We start from the raw sequence: 17,624 nt of genomic DNA, 5'->3' as shown, positions 1-17,624 counted from the left end.
AATGAGTCAAGCGATCGAAGTCAAGGTGCCGGACATCGGCGATTACAAGGACATTCCTGTGATCGAGGTGCTGGTGAAGGCGGGTGATACCGTCGAGAAAGAGCAGTCGCTCGTGACGCTGGAATCGGACAAGGCAACGATGGACGTGCCGAGTTCGGCGGCCGGCGTCGTCAAGGAAGTGAAGGTCAAGGTCGGCGACAACGTGTCGGAAGGCACGCTGATCGTGATCGTCGAGAGCGCTGAAGGTGGCGCTGCCGCACCGGCTCCGGCCGCTGCGCCGGCTCCCGCCGCGGCACCTGCGCCCACACCTGCTCCTGCTGCCGCACCGGCCGCGAGCGGCGGTGGCGTGCAGGAAATCAAGGTGCCGGATATCGGCGACTACAAAGACATTCCCGTGATCGAAGTCGCGGTGAAGGTCGGCGATCGCGTCGAGAAAGAGCAGTCGCTCGTGACGCTGGAATCGGACAAGGCGACGATGGACGTGCCGAGTTCGGCGGCCGGCGTCGTCAAGGAAGTGAAGGTCAAGGTCGGCGATACCGTGTCGGAAGGCTCGGTCATCGTCGTGCTCGAAGCGGACGCTGGTGCCGCGGCACCGGCTGCCGCGCCCGCGCAGAAGCCGGCGGCCGAGAAGCCGGCCGATGCGCCGGCTCCCGCAGCGGCCGCGCCGGCACCGGCTGCGGCGCCGTCCGCGCTCGCGCAGGCGCCGTCGATTCCGGCAGGCGAGGGCGGCTCGCGCCATCCGAGCCATGCGTCGCCGTCGGTGCGCAAGTTCGCGCGCGAACTCGGCGCCGATATCGGCCAGGTGAAGGGCACGGGTCCGAAGGGCCGCATTACCCAGGCGGACGTGACCGCGTTCGTGAAGGGCGTGATGACCGGCCAGCGCGCAGCACCTGCGGCTGCCGCGGCACCGGCGGGCGGCGGCGAGCTGAACCTGCTGCCGTGGCCGAAGGTCGACTTCACGAAGTTCGGTCCGGTCGATCCGAAGCCGCTGTCGCGCATCAAGAAGATCTCGGGCGCGAACCTGCATCGCAACTGGGTGATGATCCCGCACGTCACGAACAACGACGAAGCGGACATCACCGAACTCGAAGCGCTGCGCGTGAAGCTGAACAAGGAGCACGAAAAGGCCGGCGTGAAGTTCACGATGCTGGCGTTCGTGATCAAGGCCGTGGTGTCGGCGCTGAAGAAATTCCCGACCTTCAACGCGAGTCTCGACGGCGATAACCTGGTGTTCAAGCAGTACTACCACGTCGGTTTTGCCGCCGACACGCCGAACGGTCTCGTGGTGCCGGTGATCCGCGACGCGGACAAGAAGGGCCTCGTCGATATCGCGAAGGAAATGGCCGATCTGTCGAAGGCAGCCCGCGAGGGCAAGCTGAAGCCGGACCAGATGCAGGGCGGCTGCTTCTCGATCTCGTCGCTGGGCGGCATTGGCGGCACGCATTTCACGCCGATCATCAACGCGCCTGAAGTCGCGATTCTCGGTCTGTCGCGTAGCGCGATGAAGCCGGTGTGGGACGGCAAGCAGTTCGAGCCGCGTCTGACGATGCCGCTGTCGCTGTCTTACGACCATCGTGTGATCGACGGTGCAGAAGCTGCGCGCTTCAATGCGTATCTGGGTGCGATTCTTGCCGATTTCCGGCGTGTGATTCTTTGATAGGTGGTGATTGCGCGGGGCGCGGGTTTTTGTCTGTGATCCGCGTCTCTCTGTAGAACCTGCTTTCTTGTCGGTCTATTAGTGTCGCCCCTGTGCGGGGCGGCACCTACTTTTCTTTGTCTTCCAAAGAAAAGTAGGCAAAAGAAAGGCGCGTCCTTGGGCGGACGGCAAAGGATGTTTCTGTCCATGCCTGTGGCGCCGGTCTGGCCGAATGTTGCGGTTCTTCGCTCATCACGATCAACAGGAGAAGGGGACACCATGAGTCTCGTCGAAGTAAAAGTGCCGGACATCGGTGACTTCAAGGACGTCGACGTCATCGAAGTCAACGTCAAACCGGGTGACGTCATCGAGAAAGAGCAGTCGCTGCTGACGCTCGAATCCGACAAGGCGTCGATGGAAGTGCCGAGCGATACCGCCGGCACCGTCAAGGAAGTACGCATCAAGCCGGGCGACAAGGTTTCGCAGGGCACGGTGATCGCGCTCGTCGAAGCCTCGGCGGATGCGAAGCCGGCGGCGGCGCCAGCCGCGGCACCTGCTCCTGCTGCTGCGCCCGCGCCTGCGCCGAAGGCCGCCGCGCCGGCACCGCAGGCCGGCAGCTATTCCGGTGGTGCCGATATCGAGTGCGACATGCTCGTGCTCGGCTCGGGCCCCGGTGGTTATTCGGCTGCGTTCCGCGCCGCCGATCTCGGTATGAAGACCGTGCTGGTCGAGCGTTATTCGACGCTCGGCGGCGTGTGTCTGAACGTCGGCTGCATCCCGTCGAAGGCGCTGCTGCACACCGCGCTCGTCATCGACGAGGCGGCGGATCTGGCCTCGCACGGCATCACGTTCGGCAAGCCGCAGATCGATCTCGACAAGCTGCGCGACTTCAAGTCGGGCGTCGTCAAGAAGCTGACCGGCGGTCTCGCCGGCATGGCGAAGATGCGCAAGGTCGAGGTGGTCACGGGCACCGGCGCGTTCGTCGATCCGAACCACATGGAAGTGCAGACCGAAGGCGGCAAGAAGGTCGTCAAGTTCAAGCAGGCGATCATCGCCGCGGGTTCGGAAGCGGTGAAGCTGCCGTTCATTCCGGAAGATCCGCGTGTGGTCGATTCGACCGGCGCGCTCGAGCTGCGACAGATTCCGCAGCGCATGCTCGTGATCGGCGGCGGCATCATCGGTCTGGAAATGGCGACGGTGTACTCGACGCTCGGCGCGCAGATCGACGTGGTCGAAATGCTCGACGGCCTGATGGCCGGCGCTGACCGCGATCTGGTCAAGGTCTGGGAGAAGTACAACAGCAAGCGTTTCGCGAACGTGATGCTGAAGACCAAGACCACCGCGGCGGAAGCGAAGGACGATGGCATCTATGTGTCGTTCGAGGGCGAGAAGGCCCCGGCTGAGCCGCAGCGCTACGACCTCGTGCTGGTGGCGGTGGGCCGCACGCCGAACGGCAAGCGGATCGGCGCGGAAAAGGCCGGCGTCGCGGTGACGGATCGTGGCTTCATCGACGTCGACAAGCAGCAACGTACGAACGTGCCGCATATTTTCGCGATCGGCGATATCGTCGGCCAGCCGATGCTCGCGCACAAGGCGGTGCACGAAGGCCACGTGGCGGCGGAAGCCGCGCATGGCGAGAAGGCCTACTTCGACGCGATGCAGATTCCGTCGGTGGCTTATACCGATCCGGAAGTGGCGTGGGCCGGCAAGACCGAGGACCAGCTGAAGGCCGCGGGCGTCAAGTTCGGCAAGGCGGTGTTCCCGTGGGCCGCGTCGGGTCGCGCGATCGCCAACGGCCGCGACGAGGGCTTCACCAAGCTGCTGTTCGATGAAGAGACGCATCGCGTGATCGGCGGCGGCATCGTCGGTCTGAATGCGGGCGATCTGATCAGCGAAGTGTGCCTCGCGATCGAAATGGGCGCGGACGCGACGGATATCGGCAAGACGATCCATCCGCATCCGACGCTCGGCGAATCGGTTGGCATGGCCGCGGAACTGTACGAAGGTGTGTGTACCGATCTGCCGCCGGTCAAGAAGAAGTAATGCTCATCGCTCCGCGCGCATCGCGATATGCGCGCGGAGCGGGGTGGCCAATAAGATTGGTCGATAAAAAAACGGCGCGCTCCTTGCGGGGCGCGCCGTTTCTTTTTTGCGGCGGGATTTGATGCGCCAGACCTGTGTTGTGCGATTCCGTTCCGATGGCAAAGCGGGCGTGTCCTGCGCCTACGCCGCCCAACGGTGCCTAGCAACAGGCGGCAGGCCGGGAGATGACCGAGGAGGCTGGCAAAGAAGCAAGCAAAAAAATCCCGGCCTGACGACCGGGCAAACGATACGCCAGTTCAACGTATCGGAGCGTTCGGCCAATCAAACCGTGTAAGCGGCAACGGCACGACGCTGTTGCTTGCGAAAACGCCGGCGCAGCAGAAATGCGGGGCCGGCGTGAAGACGACGACGCCGGGTCGAAGCCCGGCGTGTGCAAAAGACGCGAAACTTAGACCGTCTTCTTGGCGGCGCGCGATGCTTGCGCGGCGGCTTGCGAAGCTGCCTTCGATGCAGCGGTTGCAGCTGCGTTGAAGTTGCTTTCAGCGATTTCGACAGCCTGACGGGTTGCCTTGTGAACCGTTTCGTACGTCGTGTTAGCGGCGGTGATAGCCGACTTCATCACGGCGACAGCGGTTTCCGAGCCAGCCGGCGCATTCTTCGCGACGTTTTCGACGAGTGCCTGAACCTTGCGGTTCTGTTCTTCGAACTGGGCTTCAGCGACACGGGTGAATTCACCTTGCGTTGCCGAAACGATTTCGTACACGTGCCGGCCATACGACAGCGCCTTTTCAGCCACCGGCTGCGCGAGGCTCGCTTGCAGTGCCAGCAGTTCCTGCGCGTCCTTCACGGACAGCGCGCGTTGAGCGTTTTCCTGGCTTTCGGCGAGCGTTGACTTCACGACTTGCAGGTTCAGCTCGACCAGCTTTTCGACGCCTTCAAATGCTTTGGTCGTCAGGCCGAACAGGGTTTCGAAGTTGGCTTTCTGGGCTGCGGCGAATTGCTCAGGGGTCAGCAGAGTCATGGTTTACGCTCCTGGATTGCGGCCTGTCTGGGCGGACCGCATTGGGTTAGTGGCGAGACGCAGGGTTGATCGTCTGCCTGGACCGCGACGGTTTGTGCATCGCAGCAATGGTTCCCATTTTAGGATGACCAAAGAGAATGTCAAGCGCTTTTTGTGCGTCGCACAATATTAAGAAAATATTGATAAAACAATAGGTTATGCAGTAGGCATGTCATTAAGATGACGCACGGCGCTTTAGTCGCTGCACCGCATTCAGTGTACGCAAAAAATGCTGATCGTACCCCTGAAATAAGGTTATTTTTACCGAAAAAAACGGCTCATGCGGACGGTATCGCGAGCCGGGTACAATCGATCGGTCCCTGGAAGCCGGTAAATCGTCAATTCATGTAAACCGGTGAGTGCCACGGAACGTTAAGAATCGAAGACAGTCGAACGCGCGTCAGCGATTTTCGGCGGGCGCTTAACAGCGTCGCCGCGAATGCGCAACGCCCTCATTGCACGGCGGCGGAAGCGCCGCCGAGGTTCTGGCCGTATTTCCCCGAATCAAGCCTGTCTCGAAATTGCCGTTATGCTGCAAGAATCTGTCCGGTTCTTGCGGGCGGCGGCTAGGGCGAGGCATGGCGGGCGACGATCGTTTTTTTCGATCGAGGCGCGGCACTTATTTGTGTTTTCGCGATCGGAGCTTACAAGCCGGTTTAAGGAGCGCGTATAAGTGCTTCAAATTGCTAATTTTTCGTTGCTTTACTACACTTGCGGAAACCTCTCGCCGCTCCCTATCGAACACCCATGAAAACCGACATGTTTTCGTCGCTAAAAGTGATCCACGGCGCGGCGCGCGCCACCGCTCTGTCGGTGGCCGTCTCGATGGCCGTCGCGGCGGCGCTTGCTACGCCTGTCAGCACTTTCGCAGCCACTTCTGCTGCACCCGCAAAAACTTCCAAACACACCAAAACCGCCAAAAAGCCGGCGCCGGAGGCGACCCCCGCGAAGGTGTCGAGCCGGGCGGCGAAATCCGGCAAGGGCGCGGCCGTGAAGACCGCCGCCGCGGAGGAGGAAGCGCCCCGCGCAGGCGTCAAACGCAAGCGCGTGACGTTCGCGGCCAACGGCCGCCACCACTCGGTCGTGCGCCGGGTGGCGTATGAACCTCGCCCGCCGTCAGTCGGCCAGGCATTCGGTCTGCATGAAACGCCGGATGCGCTGATGCTGCGCTCGAGCGTTGCCTATGTGATCGACCAGAACAACGGCGAGCCGCTGTTCGACAAAAATTCGCGCGCGGTGGTGCCGATCGCATCGATCACGAAGCTGATGACCGCGATGGTGGTGCTCGATTCGAAAGCACCGATGACCGAGCAGATCGAAGTCACCGACGAAGACCGCGACTACGAGAAGAACACGGGTTCGCGTCTGTCGGTAGGTTCGGTGCTTTCGCGCGAGGACATGCTGCACATTGCGCTGATGGCGTCGGAAAACCGCGCGGCGGCGGCGTTGTCGCGTTACTACCCGGGCGGCCGTCCGGGGTTCCTCGCGGCGATGAACGCGAAGGCGAAGCAGCTCGGCATGAACGACACGCACTTCGAAAACCCGACCGGTCTGACGAGCCAGAACGTCTCCAGTGCGCGCGATCTGGTGAAGATGGTCAACGCTGCATATCAGTATCCGATGATCCGCAGGTTCTCGACCGATCACAGCTATGAGGTGTATACCGGCAAGCGCACGCTGGCCTACAACAGCACCAACGCGCTGGTGCGCAATCCGACGTGGGACATCGGTCTGCAAAAGACCGGCTTCATCAACGAAGCGGGCGAGTGCCTGGTGATGCAGGCGACCATCCATGGCCGTCCGATGATCATGGTGCTGCTCGACTCGTCGGGTAAATACTCGCGCTTTGCGGATGCGTCGCGTCTTCGCACGTGGCTCGACAACGGCGGCGATCAGCAGCCGCGTATCACGAGCGCCGACGCTGGCGGCGCGGGTACCTGAAGCTCACGTGAATTCGCGGCCGTCTTGTTCAGGCCGGCCGCGATTGCCGCATAAAAAAGCCTCGCATTTGCGAGGCTTTTTTCTTTGTGTAGCGCAGACAAGCATGTGATGAGCCGTGCGGTACCCGCGTTACGTATGTTGTCCGTGGTGATGCGAGTGATCCTGCTGGACCTGTGGCCGATAGCCGAGCGATTCCGAAATCATCAGTGCCGTCTGGCTCAGTTGCCCAAGCCACGAATCCTGCAAACGATCCGCCGGCGCGGAGAGCGACAGGCCCGCGACCAGCTTGCCGGTATCGTCGTAAATGCCGGCGGCGATGCAACGTACGCCAAGCTCCAGCTCTTCGTTGTCGCGCGCGCAGGCTTGCTGGCGCACGTGCGACAACTCGCGCTCGAGTTTCGCCAGATCGGTGATGCTGTTTTGCGTGTGGCCCGACAGGCCGGTACGCGTGGCGTAGGCGCGCACGCGGGTCGCTTCGTCGGCGGCGAGAAACAGTTTGCCGACCGAAGTCAGATGAAGCGGCGCGCGTCCGCCGATCGCCCGCACCACCTGCATGCCCGAGCGCTCCGAATACGCGCGCTCGATATAGACGATTTCGTCGCCCTGACGCACCGACAGATTCACGGTCTGCCCGGTTTGACGGTGCAACTCGCGCATCGGCGTGAGCGCCGCGTCGCGTACCGACAGGCGTGCCTTCACGAGATTGCCGAGTTCGAGCAGGCGCATGCCAAGACGATAGGTGCCGGGGTCCGAGCGGTCGACGAGCCGACACATCACCATGTCGTTCAGAATGCGGTGCGCGGTGGATGGGTGCAACTCCGTGCGCAGCGCCAGTTCCTTCAGGCTGACCGGGTCGCTATGCGCTGCCAGTGCGTCGAGCAGGCGCATCATGCGTTCGATCACCTGGATCGAAGTTTTGGGATCCGGATTGGTATCGCTCATATGAGAATCGTTGGATGCGTCAAACAGCGAAAACTGATTGTATCTCGTATGGTGAAAAAAGCGAACGCGCTGCGAGGCGCTCTTGCAATCGGCGCGCCGCATGTCCTATGCCTTTCGGCCCGTTGGTATTGCCTGACAAACAGCGGATAATCAGGGACGTTTCCCCGAAGGAGGGCTCATGCGAGTCGGATTGTTCGTCACCTGTCTGATCGACCTGATGCGTCCCGAAATCGGCTTTTCGGTCATCAAGCTGATCGAAGGCGCCGGTTTCGAGGTCGTGGTGCCTCCCGCGCAAACCTGCTGCGGGCAACCCGCGTACAACTCGGGGGACCGCCGTCTTGCGCGCGATCTCGCCGAGAAAACCTTGCGCGAATTCGAGCAGTTCGACTACGTGGTGGTGCCGTCGGGCTCGTGCGGCGGCATGATTCGCGCGCACTACGGCGACCTGTTCGCCGATGATCCCGACCTGATGAATCGCTTCGGCCGCCTGCGCGCCAGGGTATTCGAGTTGACCGATTTCCTCGTCAACGTGGCGAAGGTGCAGTTGCAACCACGAGAGAGCGTGGAGCAGGTGACTTATCACGATTCGTGCTCGGGCTTGCGCGAACTCGGCGTCAAGACGCAGCCGCGCGAGTTGCTCGCGCAGGTGGGCGTCGCCGTGACGGAGATGAAGGGCTGCGAGCACTGCTGCGGCTTTGGTGGCACGTTCGCGGTCAAGTACGGTGACATCTCCACCGCGATCGTCGACGAAAAATGCGCGAATATCGCCGCGAGCGGCGCGGGCACGGTGGTGCTCGGCGACCTCGGGTGCATGCTCAATATCGAAGGCCGGTTGCGGCGCAACGGCGATTCGACCACGCGCGTGCTGCATATCGCGCAGGTGCTGGCCGGCGACGCATAGCCTCGCGCACGAGGCGCGGCGATATCGAGTCGCTCCGGGGCGCTCGTCGCTGGTGGCTGGTTCGCCTGCCCCCGTTTCCCAGCCGTTTTATGCATTGCGCCGCGCCTGAGTTCGCGCCGCGCGTTTCGATCCGATTCCACCAAGGCTGCCATGCAAGTTCAATCGATGCAGTTCAAGGCTCGCGCCGGTCAGAAACTCGCCGACCAGCGTCTGCAGCAGAACCTGACCAAGCTGTCCACCAAGTTCGTGTCGGCGCGCGCGAGCGCGATGACCGCCATCGACTTTCCGGCGACCCGTGCCGCGCTGAAGGAACGCCGCAATCGCGCGCTGGAGAATCTCGACGTTTGGCTGGAAACCTTCGAACGCGAGGCAACCCGGCGCGGCGTGACCGTGCTGTTCGCCGAGACGACGCAGGAGGCCGCGCGGCTAATCGGCGATATTGCGCGCAAGCACGACGTGAAGAAGGTGATCAAGACCAAGTCGATGGTCACCGAGGAAATGCGTCTGAACGAAGTGCTCGGGCAGATGGGCGTGCAGTCGATCGAAACCGATCTCGGCGAATATATTCTTCAGATCAACGACAACGAGCCGCCGAGTCACATCATCGCGCCGGTCGTTCACAAGGATAAGGACGAAATCGCCGACCTGTTCGCGAAGACGCATGGCCGGCCTCGCCTGACCGAAATCCCCGATATGACGCGCGAAGCGCGCGAGATGTTGCGTCCGCATTTTCTGAGCGCGGACATGGGCGTGACGGGCGGCAACTTCATCGTCGCGGAAACAGGCTCGGTCGTCGTCGTGACCAACGAGGGCAACGAAGGCATGTGCACGGTCATGCCGCGAGTGCATGTCGCCGTCACCGGTATCGAAAAGGTGCTGCCGACGCTGGAAGATCTCGCAACGGCGATGCGTCTGCTGCCGCGTTCGGCGACCGGGCAGGCGACGTCGAACTATTTTTCGATGCTGACGGGTCCGCGTGGCGCGGGCGATCAGGACGGTCCCGAGCACATGTACGTGGTGCTCGTCGATGGCGGGCGCACGGGACTGATCGGCGGCGACTTTCAGGAGATGCTGCGCTGTATTCGCTGCGGCGCATGCATGAATCATTGCCCGGTTTATCAGAAGGTCGGTGGCCACGCGTATGGCTGGGTCTATCCGGGCCCGATGGGATCGGTATTGACGCCGAGTTATGTGGGGATTGACAAGGCGCTCGACTTGCCGCAGGCCGCGACGCTGTGTGGCGAGTGCAATAGCGTCTGCCCGGTCGGCATTCCTCTATCCGACCTGCTGCGCAAGCTGCGCGAAAAGCAGATGGAGCGGCGTCTGCGGCCATGGAAGGAGCGCGCAGGGCTGGCGCTGTGGGGCTGGCTGGCGTTGCATCCCGATGCGTACGCACTCGTCACCAAACTGGCCGTGCGTGTGATGGAGCGGATGGGCGGACGTAATCGCTCGATCGCGAAGCTGCCCCTTGGCGGCGCCGGCTGGACCGATACGCGCGATATGCCGGCACCGGTGGGGCGCACCTTCAGGGAGTTGTATGCCGCGCAGCGCAGCCATATCGGCTAGGCGGGCGGCGCGTCAGAAGGAGATTGCCGGTCGGACGGCGAGTATCGAGCCGGCCGCAGCGGGAGAATCTGCCGCGGCCTCGGCTTTCATCCTGCGCAGGTGGTTCTGAACGGCTCAACCTTCAATGTGTTCAGTGATCCGTCGGCTGGCCAGGCTGACGCGCTGGCGTATTTCTCACCCATGCGCTGCCTCGACCGCCGCCGTTGCCCGCCTGTGGCTGTGCCGGCGGCGGGCCGCCTGCGCCGGGATGCGGGCCGCCATTCGAGCCGCTTGGCCCGCGCGGGCCGGCCGCGGCGCCTTGTGGCGGCGGACCGCCGTGCGGTTGTCCCGATCTACCATCGCCGCCGCCGTGGTTGCCGTGATCGCCGTGATGCCAGTCGTTATCGTTCGGCCGGCCGTGATCGGGGTAGCCCCGATAGCCTGGTCCCGGTCCGTAATAACGCCCAGGTTCGGCGTAGTTGCCATACCCGAGATAGACGTTGGTTTGTGGCACGACTGCGGCGCCGGGAGCGTAGCCGTCATAGCCTTCGTAGCCGCTATAGCCGTTGTTTCCGTACATCGGTGTGCCGTCCGGATAGACCGCGCAGCCGCCGAGCAGGGCGGCGGCCACGAGGCCAGCGAGAGGTGCGAGACGTTTCATTTTGGGAGCACTGCAAGTGCGAAGAAATGTTGATGTAAGCATGAGACCACTATTATCGCCGTCCGTCGCGGCAGCTTTGTGTGTGTTTGTAAGGATTTCTTTTTCGTGCCTGCTTGAAGAACACTGCCGGGAAAGAGCCGTCGCTTGACTGTTCCGTTTCAAGCAACGATCTATCTCGTATTAGTGGGTTTTCCCTGATTGTCAATTCCTATAGCATTTCGACTTGGCATAGTGGGCTACAAGCTCATGAGCCTCTATTGGAAACGACATCATGAAAAAGACAATATCGGTGTACTGGCCTCTCGCCATCGTTGTACCGCTCGTCGCACTCGCATATCTGAACATCGGCAGCCGGGCCAACTCCCGCGTGCCGCAGACGCCGCTCGATGCTAATCATCTGACCGCCGAACTCGCGCGCGCGGTGTCGTACGGCATGATCGATACGTCGGCGGCATTGCCGGCCAAGCCCATGCGCGGTACTACGGCAGTGCCGGCCGCCGAGGCATCGTAACTAACGAAATAGCGGCGAGCGTGGTCGGTTCGCGGCGGCGCCCACCAGGCTTACATGGCGTGTGACGCCCGGTGGGATTCGATCGCGGTTTGTAAAATCCCGGCGCAGTCCGCGTTGCGTCTGTTGATCTATACGTGCGCTTCGAGCGCCGGAAATTCCTGATGAAAACCGTGTCCGTATGTTTCATCTGCCTCGGGAATATCTGCCGTTCGCCAACGGCGGAGGGTGTGATGCGCCATTTCGTCGAGGAAGCGCAACTGACGGACCGCATCCTGATCGATTCCGCGGGCACTGGCGACTGGCATATTGACGAGGCACCGGACGAGCGCGCACAGCACGCGGCGCGCCAGCGCGGTTATGAACTGGGCATGTTGCGCGGCCGCCAGTTGAAGAGTGCGGATTTCGAGCGTTTCGATCTGCTGGTCGCGATGGACGAGCGCAACATCACCGCGCTGCGGCAGGTTTGTCCGCCCGCGCAGCGCGACAAAATCCATCTGCTGATGGAATTCGTGCCGGAAACGGACGATCGCTGGCATGGCGCACGCGAAGTCGTTGATCCGTATTTCGGCGGCAAGGAAGGCTTCGAGCAGGTGCTCGATCAATGCGAGGCCGCCTGCCGCGGGCTGATCGCCGAACTGCGGGCGCGGTTGCTCGCCTGACGTCGCGGTGAATCCGGGCAGCCGTGATGCGCCCGGATGCAGCGCCGGTTCGACGATCAATTAAGCAAATGACTCAAATTTTGCCGGTCATACTTGACTAAATCGCTCATGTATTTATACTTGACCAAACTTGTCGAGAATTGCGGTTCCCACACTATATGAGACTCACCACGAAAGGCCGTTTCGCCGTCACGGCGATGATCGACCTGGCACTGCGCCAGGAGCAGGGCCCGGTGACGCTTGCGGGTATCAGCCAGCGCCAACATATCTCCCTGTCCTATCTCGAGCAGCTATTTGGCAAGCTGCGCCGCCATGAAATCGTCGAATCCGTGCGCGGACCCGGCGGCGGCTACAATCTGGCGCGCCGTGCGGAAGACGTCACGGTGGCCGACATCATCATCGCGGTCGACGAACCGCTCGACGCGACCCAGTGCGGCGGTAAGGGCACGTGCGAAGGCACGAAGCAGCACGACGGCCACTGCATGACGCACGAACTGTGGTCGACGCTGAACCAGAAAATGGTCGAATACCTCGATTCGGTTTCCCTCAAGGATCTGGTCGACCAGCAGCGCTCGCGCGAAGGCGCGCCGGCGGTGTTGCGCGACAGGCGCAGCGAAGCGCCGGCGGTCGAACCCGTCCGCACGGCGCCGAAAGGGCCCAATTCCGTTTTCAACATGGCCGGTTCCTGAGGCGCGGTACGAATTAGAGAACACCACCGCGCCCGACAGAGAATCCAGAAGCCAGAGCACATGACGTCCCCGGAGCAATTGATGAATAACGACTCTCTCCATCTGCCCATTTACATGGACTACAGCGCCACGACGCCGATCGATCCGCGTGTAGTGGACAAGATGATTCCGTTTCTGCGCGAGCAGTTCGGCAACCCTGCTTCGCGCAGCCACGCATACGGCTGGGACGCGGAGCGCGCAGTCGAGGAAGCGCGCGAGCAGGTCGCCGCGCTCGTGAACGCGGACCCGCGCGAAATCATCTGGACGTCGGGTGCGACGGAGTCGGACAACCTCGCTCTGAAGGGTGCCGCGCACTTCTACAAGAGCAAGGGCAAGCACATCATTACGGTGAAAACCGAGCACAAGGCCGTGCTCGACACCTGCCGCGAACTCGAACGCGAAGGCTTCGAAGTCACGTATCTGGACGTCAAGGACGACGGTCTGATCGATCTCGACGTATTCAAGGCGGCGCTGCGCCCGGACACGATTCTGGTGTCGGTGATGTCGGTGAACAACGAAATCGGCGTGATCCAGGACATCGAGGCGATCGGTGAAATCACGCGTGAGAAGGGCATCATTTTCCACGTCGACGCGGCGCAGGCCACCGGCAAGATCGAGATCGATCTGCAAAAGCTGAAGGTCGATCTGATGTCGTTCTCGGCGCACAAGACGTATGGCCCGAAGGGTATCGGCGCGTTGTACGTGCGTCGCAAGCCGCGTATCCGTATCGAAGCGCAGATGCACGGCGGCGGTCACGAGCGCGGCATGCGTTCGGGCACGCTGGCGCCGCATCAGATCGTCGGCATGGGTGAGGCGTTCCGTCTCGCGCGCGAGGAGATGGCGACCGAAAACGAGCGCATCCGCATGCTGCGCGACCGGCTGCTGAACGGTCTGTCGGAGATCGAAGAAGTGTATGTGAACGGCGACATGGAAAAGCGTGTGCCGCACAATCTGAACATCAGCTTCAATTTCGTCGAAGGCGAATCGCTGATCATGGCGGTGAAGGATGTCGCGGTGTCGTCGGGTTCGGCCTGTACGTCCGCGTCGCTGGAGCCGTCGTACGTGCTGCGCGCGCTTGGCCGCAACGACGAACTCGCGCACAGCTCGATCCGCTTCACGGTGGGCCGCTTTACAACCGAGCAGGATGTCGACTACGTGATCAACCTGCTGAAGAACAAGATTTCCAAGCTGCGCGATCTGTCGCCGCTGTGGGAAATGCACAAGGACGGGATCGATATTTCGACGATCCAGTGGGCCGCGCACTGACGCGCCGGCTGGGCGGTATCGAACCTTGCAGGTTCATCGGATTGCAGGTTGAAACGAATCAAGGAGTGTAATCATGGCTTATAGCGACAAGGTCCTCGACCACTACGAAAACCCGCGCAACGTCGGTTCTTTCTCGAAAGACGACGACGCGGTCGGCACCGGCATGGTTGGTGCGCCGGCTTGCGGCGACGTGATGAAGCTGCAGATCCGCGTCGGCGCGGACGGCATCATCGAAGACGCGAAGTTCAAGACGTACGGCTGCGGTTCGGCGATCGCGTCGAGCTCGCTCGTCACCGAATGGGTGAAGGGCAAGACGCTCGATCAGGCAATGTCGATCAAGAACACGCAGATCGCCGAAGAGCTGGCACTGCCGCCGGTGAAGATCCACTGCTCGATCCTCGCGGAAGACGCGATCAAGGCCGCGGTCGCCGACTACAAGCAGCGCCACGGCGAAGCAGCGGTTGCCGAAGACGGCAAGGCCGCCTGAGCAGCCGGGTAAGAAAGAACGAAGTAACCGGTGAGCGCGGCGTGACATGTGCGCCGCGCACGCACTCTCGCAACTGAGAAACGTTATGGCAATTACGTTGACCGAAAAGGCAGTACAGCACGTCCAGAAGTATCTGACCCGCCGCGGTAAGGGCATCGGGTTGCGCGTCGGCGTGCGCACCACCGGTTGCTCGGGCCTTGCTTACAAGCTCGAGTACGTGGACGAACTCGCACCCGAAGATCAGGTGTTCGAGACGAGCGGCGTGAAGGTCGTCGTCGATCCGAAGAGCCTCGCGTATATCGACGGCACGGAACTCGACTTCGCGCGCGAAGGGTTGAACGAAGGCTTCAAGTTCAACAACCCGAACGTGAAGGACGAATGCGGCTGCGGCGAGTCGTTCCGCGTATAGCTTCGGCACTTTCCGCGTGCGGCGGACCAAAGGCGGCGCGTGCCGCCTTTTTAGTTTGATCCGCGGCGGTTGATCGTAGCGCCGGTGATGGCTGGATCAGTCCAACACAAGTCCAACGCTTGCCGACCCCGTTCCCAGACTCGCACTCCGGTGCGCTTTACTCGACGGACTTTTAATCCGATGGCCTCGCTCAACGATAGCCACTTCGACCTGTTTGGTTTGCCGGCGCAATTCGCGCTCGACGCCAGCGCGCTCGATCACGCGTACCGCACCGTGCAGGCGCAGGTGCATCCCGACCGCTTCGCGGCGGCTGGGGACGCGCAAAAGCGCATCGCGATGCAATGGGCGACGCGCACGAACGAGGCGTATCAGACGCTGCGCGATCCGCTCAGACGCGCGACTTATCTGTTGTCGCTGCGCGGCATCAACGTCGGCGCGGAGAACAACACGGCGATGGAGCCGGCGTTTCTGATGCAGCAGATGGAGTGGCGCGAAAACATCGAGGACGCGGCGGCGGCGAAGAATGTCGATGCGCTCGACGCGTTGCTGGCCGAACTGCGCGACGAGGAACGCCAGCGTTTCGACAAGCTCGGCGCGTCGCTCGACAGCGGCGCGAATCAGGCGGCGGGTGAAGCAGTGCGCCAGTTGATGTTCATTGAGCGCGTCGCCTCCGAAATCGATGCGCAGATCGAGCGGCTCGAAGGCTAGCGCGGTTTGGGCGGCACGTAGCGCGCGACAGCCTGGATTGGTCAGCGCACGGCGCGATGCCAGTTAGCGCCAGTAAACGGCAGCAAGCGATAGCACAGTGGCAACCCAGCGGTAGCAGCAACAAGCGGCAGAGAAAAACAGAAACGGCATGGCGGCCCAGAGCCGCGGCATCACACCCCAGCAACGCGAACATTCAGGACGGGGCACAACGTCCCCGAGAAGATCCAGATGGCCTTACTGCAAATCTCCGAACCCGGCATGGCGCCGGCGCCTCATCAGCGGCGCCTGGCGGTCGGTATCGATCTCGGCACCACCAACTCCCTCGTTGCCGCCGTGCGCAGCGGGTCACCCGACGTGCTGCCCGACGAAGACGGGCACGTACTGCTGCCGTCGGTGGTGCGCTACCTGGAACAGGGCGGCCGCCGTATCGGCCGCAAGGCGAAGGCCGAAGCCGCCAGCGATCCGCGTAACACGATCGTGTCGGTCAAGCGCTTCATGGGCCGCGGCAAGGCTGAAGTGGAGGGCGCCGAAAACGCGCCGTACGATTTCGTCGACGCGCCCGGCATGGTGCAGATCCGTACGGTCGACGGCGTGAAGAGCCCGGTCGAAGTATCGGCCGAAATTCTCGCGACGCTGCGCCAGCGCGCCGAAGACACGCTCGGCGACGAGCTGGTCGGCGCGGTCATCACGGTGCCTGCGTATTTCGACGAAGCCCAGCGCCAGGCGACCAAGGATGCCGCGCATCTTGCCGGCCTGAACGTGCTGCGGCTGTTGAATGAACCGACCGCGGCGGCGATCGCCTACGGTCTCGACAACGGCGCGGAAGGGCTGTACGCGGTCTACGACCTCGGCGGCGGCACCTTCGACCTGTCGATCCTGAAGCTCACGAAGGGCGTGTTCGAAGTGCTCGCGGCGGGCGGCGATTCCGCGCTCGGCGGCGACGATTTCGATCATGCGCTGTATCGCCACGTGCTCGAACAGGCAGGGATCGAGCGGCAGACGCTCGCGCCGCAGGACGTGCGTCTGCTGCTCGATAGCGTGCGTGACGTCAAGGAGGCGCTGTCGAGTGCGCCGACTGCTGCTCTCAAGGCAACGCTGTCGAACGGCGCCACGCTCGATCTGACGATCGACGAAGCTACTTTCGACACCCTGACGCAGGAGCTGGTGCAGCGCACGCTGGGGCCGACGAAAAAAGCGCTGCGCGACGCGAAAGTGACGACGAAGGAGATCAAGGGCGTCGTGCTGGTCGGCGGCGCGACGCGCATGCCGGTGATCCGCCGCGCGGTCGAGGCGTTCTTCGGCCAGCCGCCGCTCGTCAATCTCGATCCCGATCAGGTCGTCGCGCTGGGCGCGGCGATCCAGGCCGATCTGCTCGCCGGCAATCGGGGCGCGGACGGCGACGAGTGGCTGCTGCTCGACGTGATTCCGCTGTCGCTCGGCGTCGAGACGATGGGCGGCCTCACCGAGAAGATCATCCCGCGCAACTCGACGATTCCGGTCGCGCGCGCGCAGGACTTCACGACCTTCAAGGACGGCCAGACGGCGATGGCAATCCATGTCGTGCAAGGCGAGCGCGAGCTGGTCAGCGATTGCCGTTCGCTCGCGCGCTTCGAGCTGCGCGGCATTCCGCCGATGGCCGCCGGCGCGGCGCGCATTCGCGTGACCTACCAGGTCGACGCGGACGGTCTGCTGTCGGTGTTCGCGCGCGAACTGGGCTCGGGCGTCGAGGCGTCGGTGGTGGTCAAGCCGTCCTACGGCCTCGCCGATGACGACATCGCGCGCATGCTCGAAGACAGCTTTTCGACCGCCGAAATCGACATGCGCGCGCGGGCGTTGCGCGAAGCGCAGGTCGAGGCGCGCCGTCTGGTCGAAGCAACCGACGCGGCGCTCGCCGCCGACGCCGAATTGCTCGACGACAGCGAACGCGCCGCGCTCGATGCGCTGCTCATCGCGCTGCGCGACGTGGCGCAAAGCGACGACGCGGATGCGATCGAAGCGGCCACCAAGGCGCTCGCCGAAGGCACCGACGAATTCGCCGCGCGCCGTATGAACAAGGGCATTCGCCGGGCACTGTCGGGCCGCAAGCTCGACGAGATCTGAGCGACGCGCGGCACGTTCACGAACAAC

At 62.8% G+C, this 17,624-nt stretch carries 16 protein-coding genes; 13 read left to right on the top strand and 3 right to left on the bottom strand.

Going from position 1 to position 17,624, the window contains the following annotated elements:
- Position 1: 1 nt before the first annotated feature.
- Both aceF and lpdA read left to right on the top strand, forming a co-directional pair.
- A complete protein-coding gene (aceF, locus tag L0U82_RS11265) occupies positions 2-1,657 on the top strand; it encodes a dihydrolipoyllysine-residue acetyltransferase (protein ID WP_233830912.1) in 1,656 nt (551 codons plus the stop codon).
- Between the two features lie 258 nt (positions 1,658-1,915).
- Positions 1,916-3,679: a dihydrolipoyl dehydrogenase gene (gene lpdA / locus L0U82_RS11250; protein ID WP_267929341.1), complete on the top strand. Its 1,764-nt coding sequence runs from the start codon at positions 1,916-1,918 to the stop codon at positions 3,677-3,679.
- Positions 3,680-4,127: 448 nt separating this feature from the next.
- Here the strand turns inward: lpdA and L0U82_RS11245 are convergent, their stop codons facing one another.
- Positions 4,128-4,700 carry a phasin family protein gene (locus L0U82_RS11245; protein ID WP_233830909.1) on the bottom strand — a complete coding sequence of 191 codons (573 nt, stop codon included), beginning with the start codon at positions 4,698-4,700 and terminating at the stop codon, positions 4,128-4,130.
- A gap of 786 nt (positions 4,701-5,486) precedes the next feature.
- Here L0U82_RS11245 and pbpG point away from each other — a divergent pair.
- Positions 5,487-6,680 (top strand): D-alanyl-D-alanine endopeptidase, encoded by a 1,194-nt coding sequence (gene pbpG, locus L0U82_RS11240; protein WP_233830906.1) that lies wholly within the window; start codon positions 5,487-5,489, stop codon positions 6,678-6,680.
- Positions 6,681-6,809: 129 nt separating this feature from the next.
- Here pbpG and L0U82_RS11235 read toward each other — a convergent pair whose 3' ends face one another.
- On the bottom strand, positions 6,810-7,622 hold the full coding sequence (locus L0U82_RS11235; protein WP_233830903.1) for an IclR family transcriptional regulator: 813 nt from the start codon (positions 7,620-7,622) through the stop codon (positions 6,810-6,812).
- Between the two features lie 178 nt (positions 7,623-7,800).
- On the opposite strand from L0U82_RS11235, the gene L0U82_RS11230 reads away from it, so the two are divergent.
- Together L0U82_RS11230 and L0U82_RS11225 are read left to right on the top strand one after the other, a co-directional pair.
- The gene (locus tag L0U82_RS11230; RefSeq protein ID WP_233830901.1) at positions 7,801-8,523 is read left to right on the top strand and encodes a (Fe-S)-binding protein; all 723 of its coding nucleotides are present in this window, start codon (positions 7,801-7,803) and stop codon (positions 8,521-8,523) included.
- Positions 8,524-8,673: 150 nt separating this feature from the next.
- Positions 8,674-10,089 carry a lactate utilization protein B gene (locus tag L0U82_RS11225; RefSeq protein WP_233830898.1) on the top strand — a complete coding sequence of 472 codons (1,416 nt, stop codon included), beginning with the start codon at positions 8,674-8,676 and terminating at the stop codon, positions 10,087-10,089.
- Between the two features lie 130 nt (positions 10,090-10,219).
- Here L0U82_RS11225 and L0U82_RS11220 read toward each other — a convergent pair whose 3' ends face one another.
- Positions 10,220-10,729, bottom strand: a complete 510-nt coding sequence (locus tag L0U82_RS11220) for a hypothetical protein (protein ID WP_233830895.1) — start codon at positions 10,727-10,729, stop codon at positions 10,220-10,222.
- 271 nt (positions 10,730-11,000) lie between these two features.
- On the opposite strand from L0U82_RS11220, the gene L0U82_RS11215 reads away from it, so the two are divergent.
- From L0U82_RS11215 to hscA, 8 genes are all read left to right on the top strand, one after another.
- The gene (locus L0U82_RS11215; RefSeq protein ID WP_233830892.1) at positions 11,001-11,240 is read left to right on the top strand and encodes a hypothetical protein; all 240 of its coding nucleotides are present in this window, start codon (positions 11,001-11,003) and stop codon (positions 11,238-11,240) included.
- Between the two features lie 161 nt (positions 11,241-11,401).
- The gene (locus L0U82_RS11210) at positions 11,402-11,899 is read left to right on the top strand and encodes a low molecular weight protein-tyrosine-phosphatase (protein WP_233830890.1); all 498 of its coding nucleotides are present in this window, start codon (positions 11,402-11,404) and stop codon (positions 11,897-11,899) included.
- 158 nt (positions 11,900-12,057) lie between these two features.
- Positions 12,058-12,588, top strand: coding sequence for a Fe-S cluster assembly transcriptional regulator IscR (iscR, locus tag L0U82_RS11205; RefSeq protein WP_233830888.1), 531 nt, complete (start codon positions 12,058-12,060; stop codon positions 12,586-12,588).
- Between the two features lie 81 nt (positions 12,589-12,669).
- Entirely contained in the window at positions 12,670-13,893 is a 1,224-nt protein-coding gene (locus L0U82_RS11200) for an IscS subfamily cysteine desulfurase (protein ID WP_233830886.1), read from the top strand.
- Positions 13,894-13,966: 73 nt separating this feature from the next.
- Complete coding sequence (gene iscU, locus L0U82_RS11195; protein ID WP_129959360.1) at positions 13,967-14,380, top strand: Fe-S cluster assembly scaffold IscU; 414 nt, start codon at positions 13,967-13,969, stop codon at positions 14,378-14,380.
- 85 nt (positions 14,381-14,465) lie between these two features.
- Positions 14,466-14,789, top strand: coding sequence for an iron-sulfur cluster assembly protein IscA (gene iscA, locus L0U82_RS11190; RefSeq protein WP_062129612.1), 324 nt, complete (start codon positions 14,466-14,468; stop codon positions 14,787-14,789).
- A 180-nt stretch (positions 14,790-14,969) separates the two neighbouring features.
- Positions 14,970-15,497, top strand: coding sequence for a Fe-S protein assembly co-chaperone HscB (hscB, locus tag L0U82_RS11185; protein ID WP_233830883.1), 528 nt, complete (start codon positions 14,970-14,972; stop codon positions 15,495-15,497).
- A 228-nt stretch (positions 15,498-15,725) separates the two neighbouring features.
- Entirely contained in the window at positions 15,726-17,597 is a 1,872-nt protein-coding gene (gene hscA / locus L0U82_RS11180) for a Fe-S protein assembly chaperone HscA (RefSeq protein WP_233830880.1), read from the top strand.
- Positions 17,598-17,624: the final 27 nt, after the last annotated feature.

It is taken from the genome of Paraburkholderia sp. ZP32-5, from assembly GCF_021390495.1.
Classification (GTDB): domain Bacteria; phylum Pseudomonadota; class Gammaproteobacteria; order Burkholderiales; family Burkholderiaceae; genus Paraburkholderia.
The sequence above is the reverse complement of the archived record's forward strand: the minus strand, read 5'-3'. Positions and strand labels throughout refer to the sequence as shown.

Excerpts from the sequence above, each read along its gene's own strand:
- L0U82_RS11245 (WP_233830909.1), bottom strand. The coding sequence starts at position 4,700 with ATGACTCTGCTGACCCCTGAGCAATTCGCCGCAGCCCAGAAAGCCAAC.
- pbpG (WP_233830906.1), top strand. The coding sequence starts at position 5,487 with ATGAAAACCGACATGTTTTCGTCGCTAAAAGTGATCCACGGCGCGGCG.
- L0U82_RS11200 (WP_233830886.1), top strand. The coding sequence starts at position 12,670 with ATGAATAACGACTCTCTCCATCTGCCCATTTACATGGACTACAGCGCC.
- L0U82_RS11225 (WP_233830898.1), top strand. The coding sequence starts at position 8,674 with ATGCAAGTTCAATCGATGCAGTTCAAGGCTCGCGCCGGTCAGAAACTC.
- L0U82_RS11220 (WP_233830895.1), bottom strand. The coding sequence starts at position 10,729 with ATGAAACGTCTCGCACCTCTCGCTGGCCTCGTGGCCGCCGCCCTGCTC.
- aceF (WP_233830912.1), top strand. The coding sequence starts at position 2 with ATGAGTCAAGCGATCGAAGTCAAGGTGCCGGACATCGGCGATTACAAG.
- hscA (WP_233830880.1), top strand. The coding sequence starts at position 15,726 with ATGGCCTTACTGCAAATCTCCGAACCCGGCATGGCGCCGGCGCCTCAT.
- iscA (WP_062129612.1), top strand. The coding sequence starts at position 14,466 with ATGGCAATTACGTTGACCGAAAAGGCAGTACAGCACGTCCAGAAGTAT.
- L0U82_RS11230 (WP_233830901.1), top strand. The coding sequence starts at position 7,801 with ATGCGAGTCGGATTGTTCGTCACCTGTCTGATCGACCTGATGCGTCCC.
- lpdA (WP_267929341.1), top strand. The coding sequence starts at position 1,916 with ATGAGTCTCGTCGAAGTAAAAGTGCCGGACATCGGTGACTTCAAGGAC.
- L0U82_RS11210 (WP_233830890.1), top strand. The coding sequence starts at position 11,402 with ATGAAAACCGTGTCCGTATGTTTCATCTGCCTCGGGAATATCTGCCGT.
- L0U82_RS11215 (WP_233830892.1), top strand. The coding sequence starts at position 11,001 with ATGAAAAAGACAATATCGGTGTACTGGCCTCTCGCCATCGTTGTACCG.
- iscR (WP_233830888.1), top strand. The coding sequence starts at position 12,058 with ATGAGACTCACCACGAAAGGCCGTTTCGCCGTCACGGCGATGATCGAC.
- iscU (WP_129959360.1), top strand. The coding sequence starts at position 13,967 with ATGGCTTATAGCGACAAGGTCCTCGACCACTACGAAAACCCGCGCAAC.
- hscB (WP_233830883.1), top strand. The coding sequence starts at position 14,970 with ATGGCCTCGCTCAACGATAGCCACTTCGACCTGTTTGGTTTGCCGGCG.
- L0U82_RS11235 (WP_233830903.1), bottom strand. The coding sequence starts at position 7,622 with ATGAGCGATACCAATCCGGATCCCAAAACTTCGATCCAGGTGATCGAA.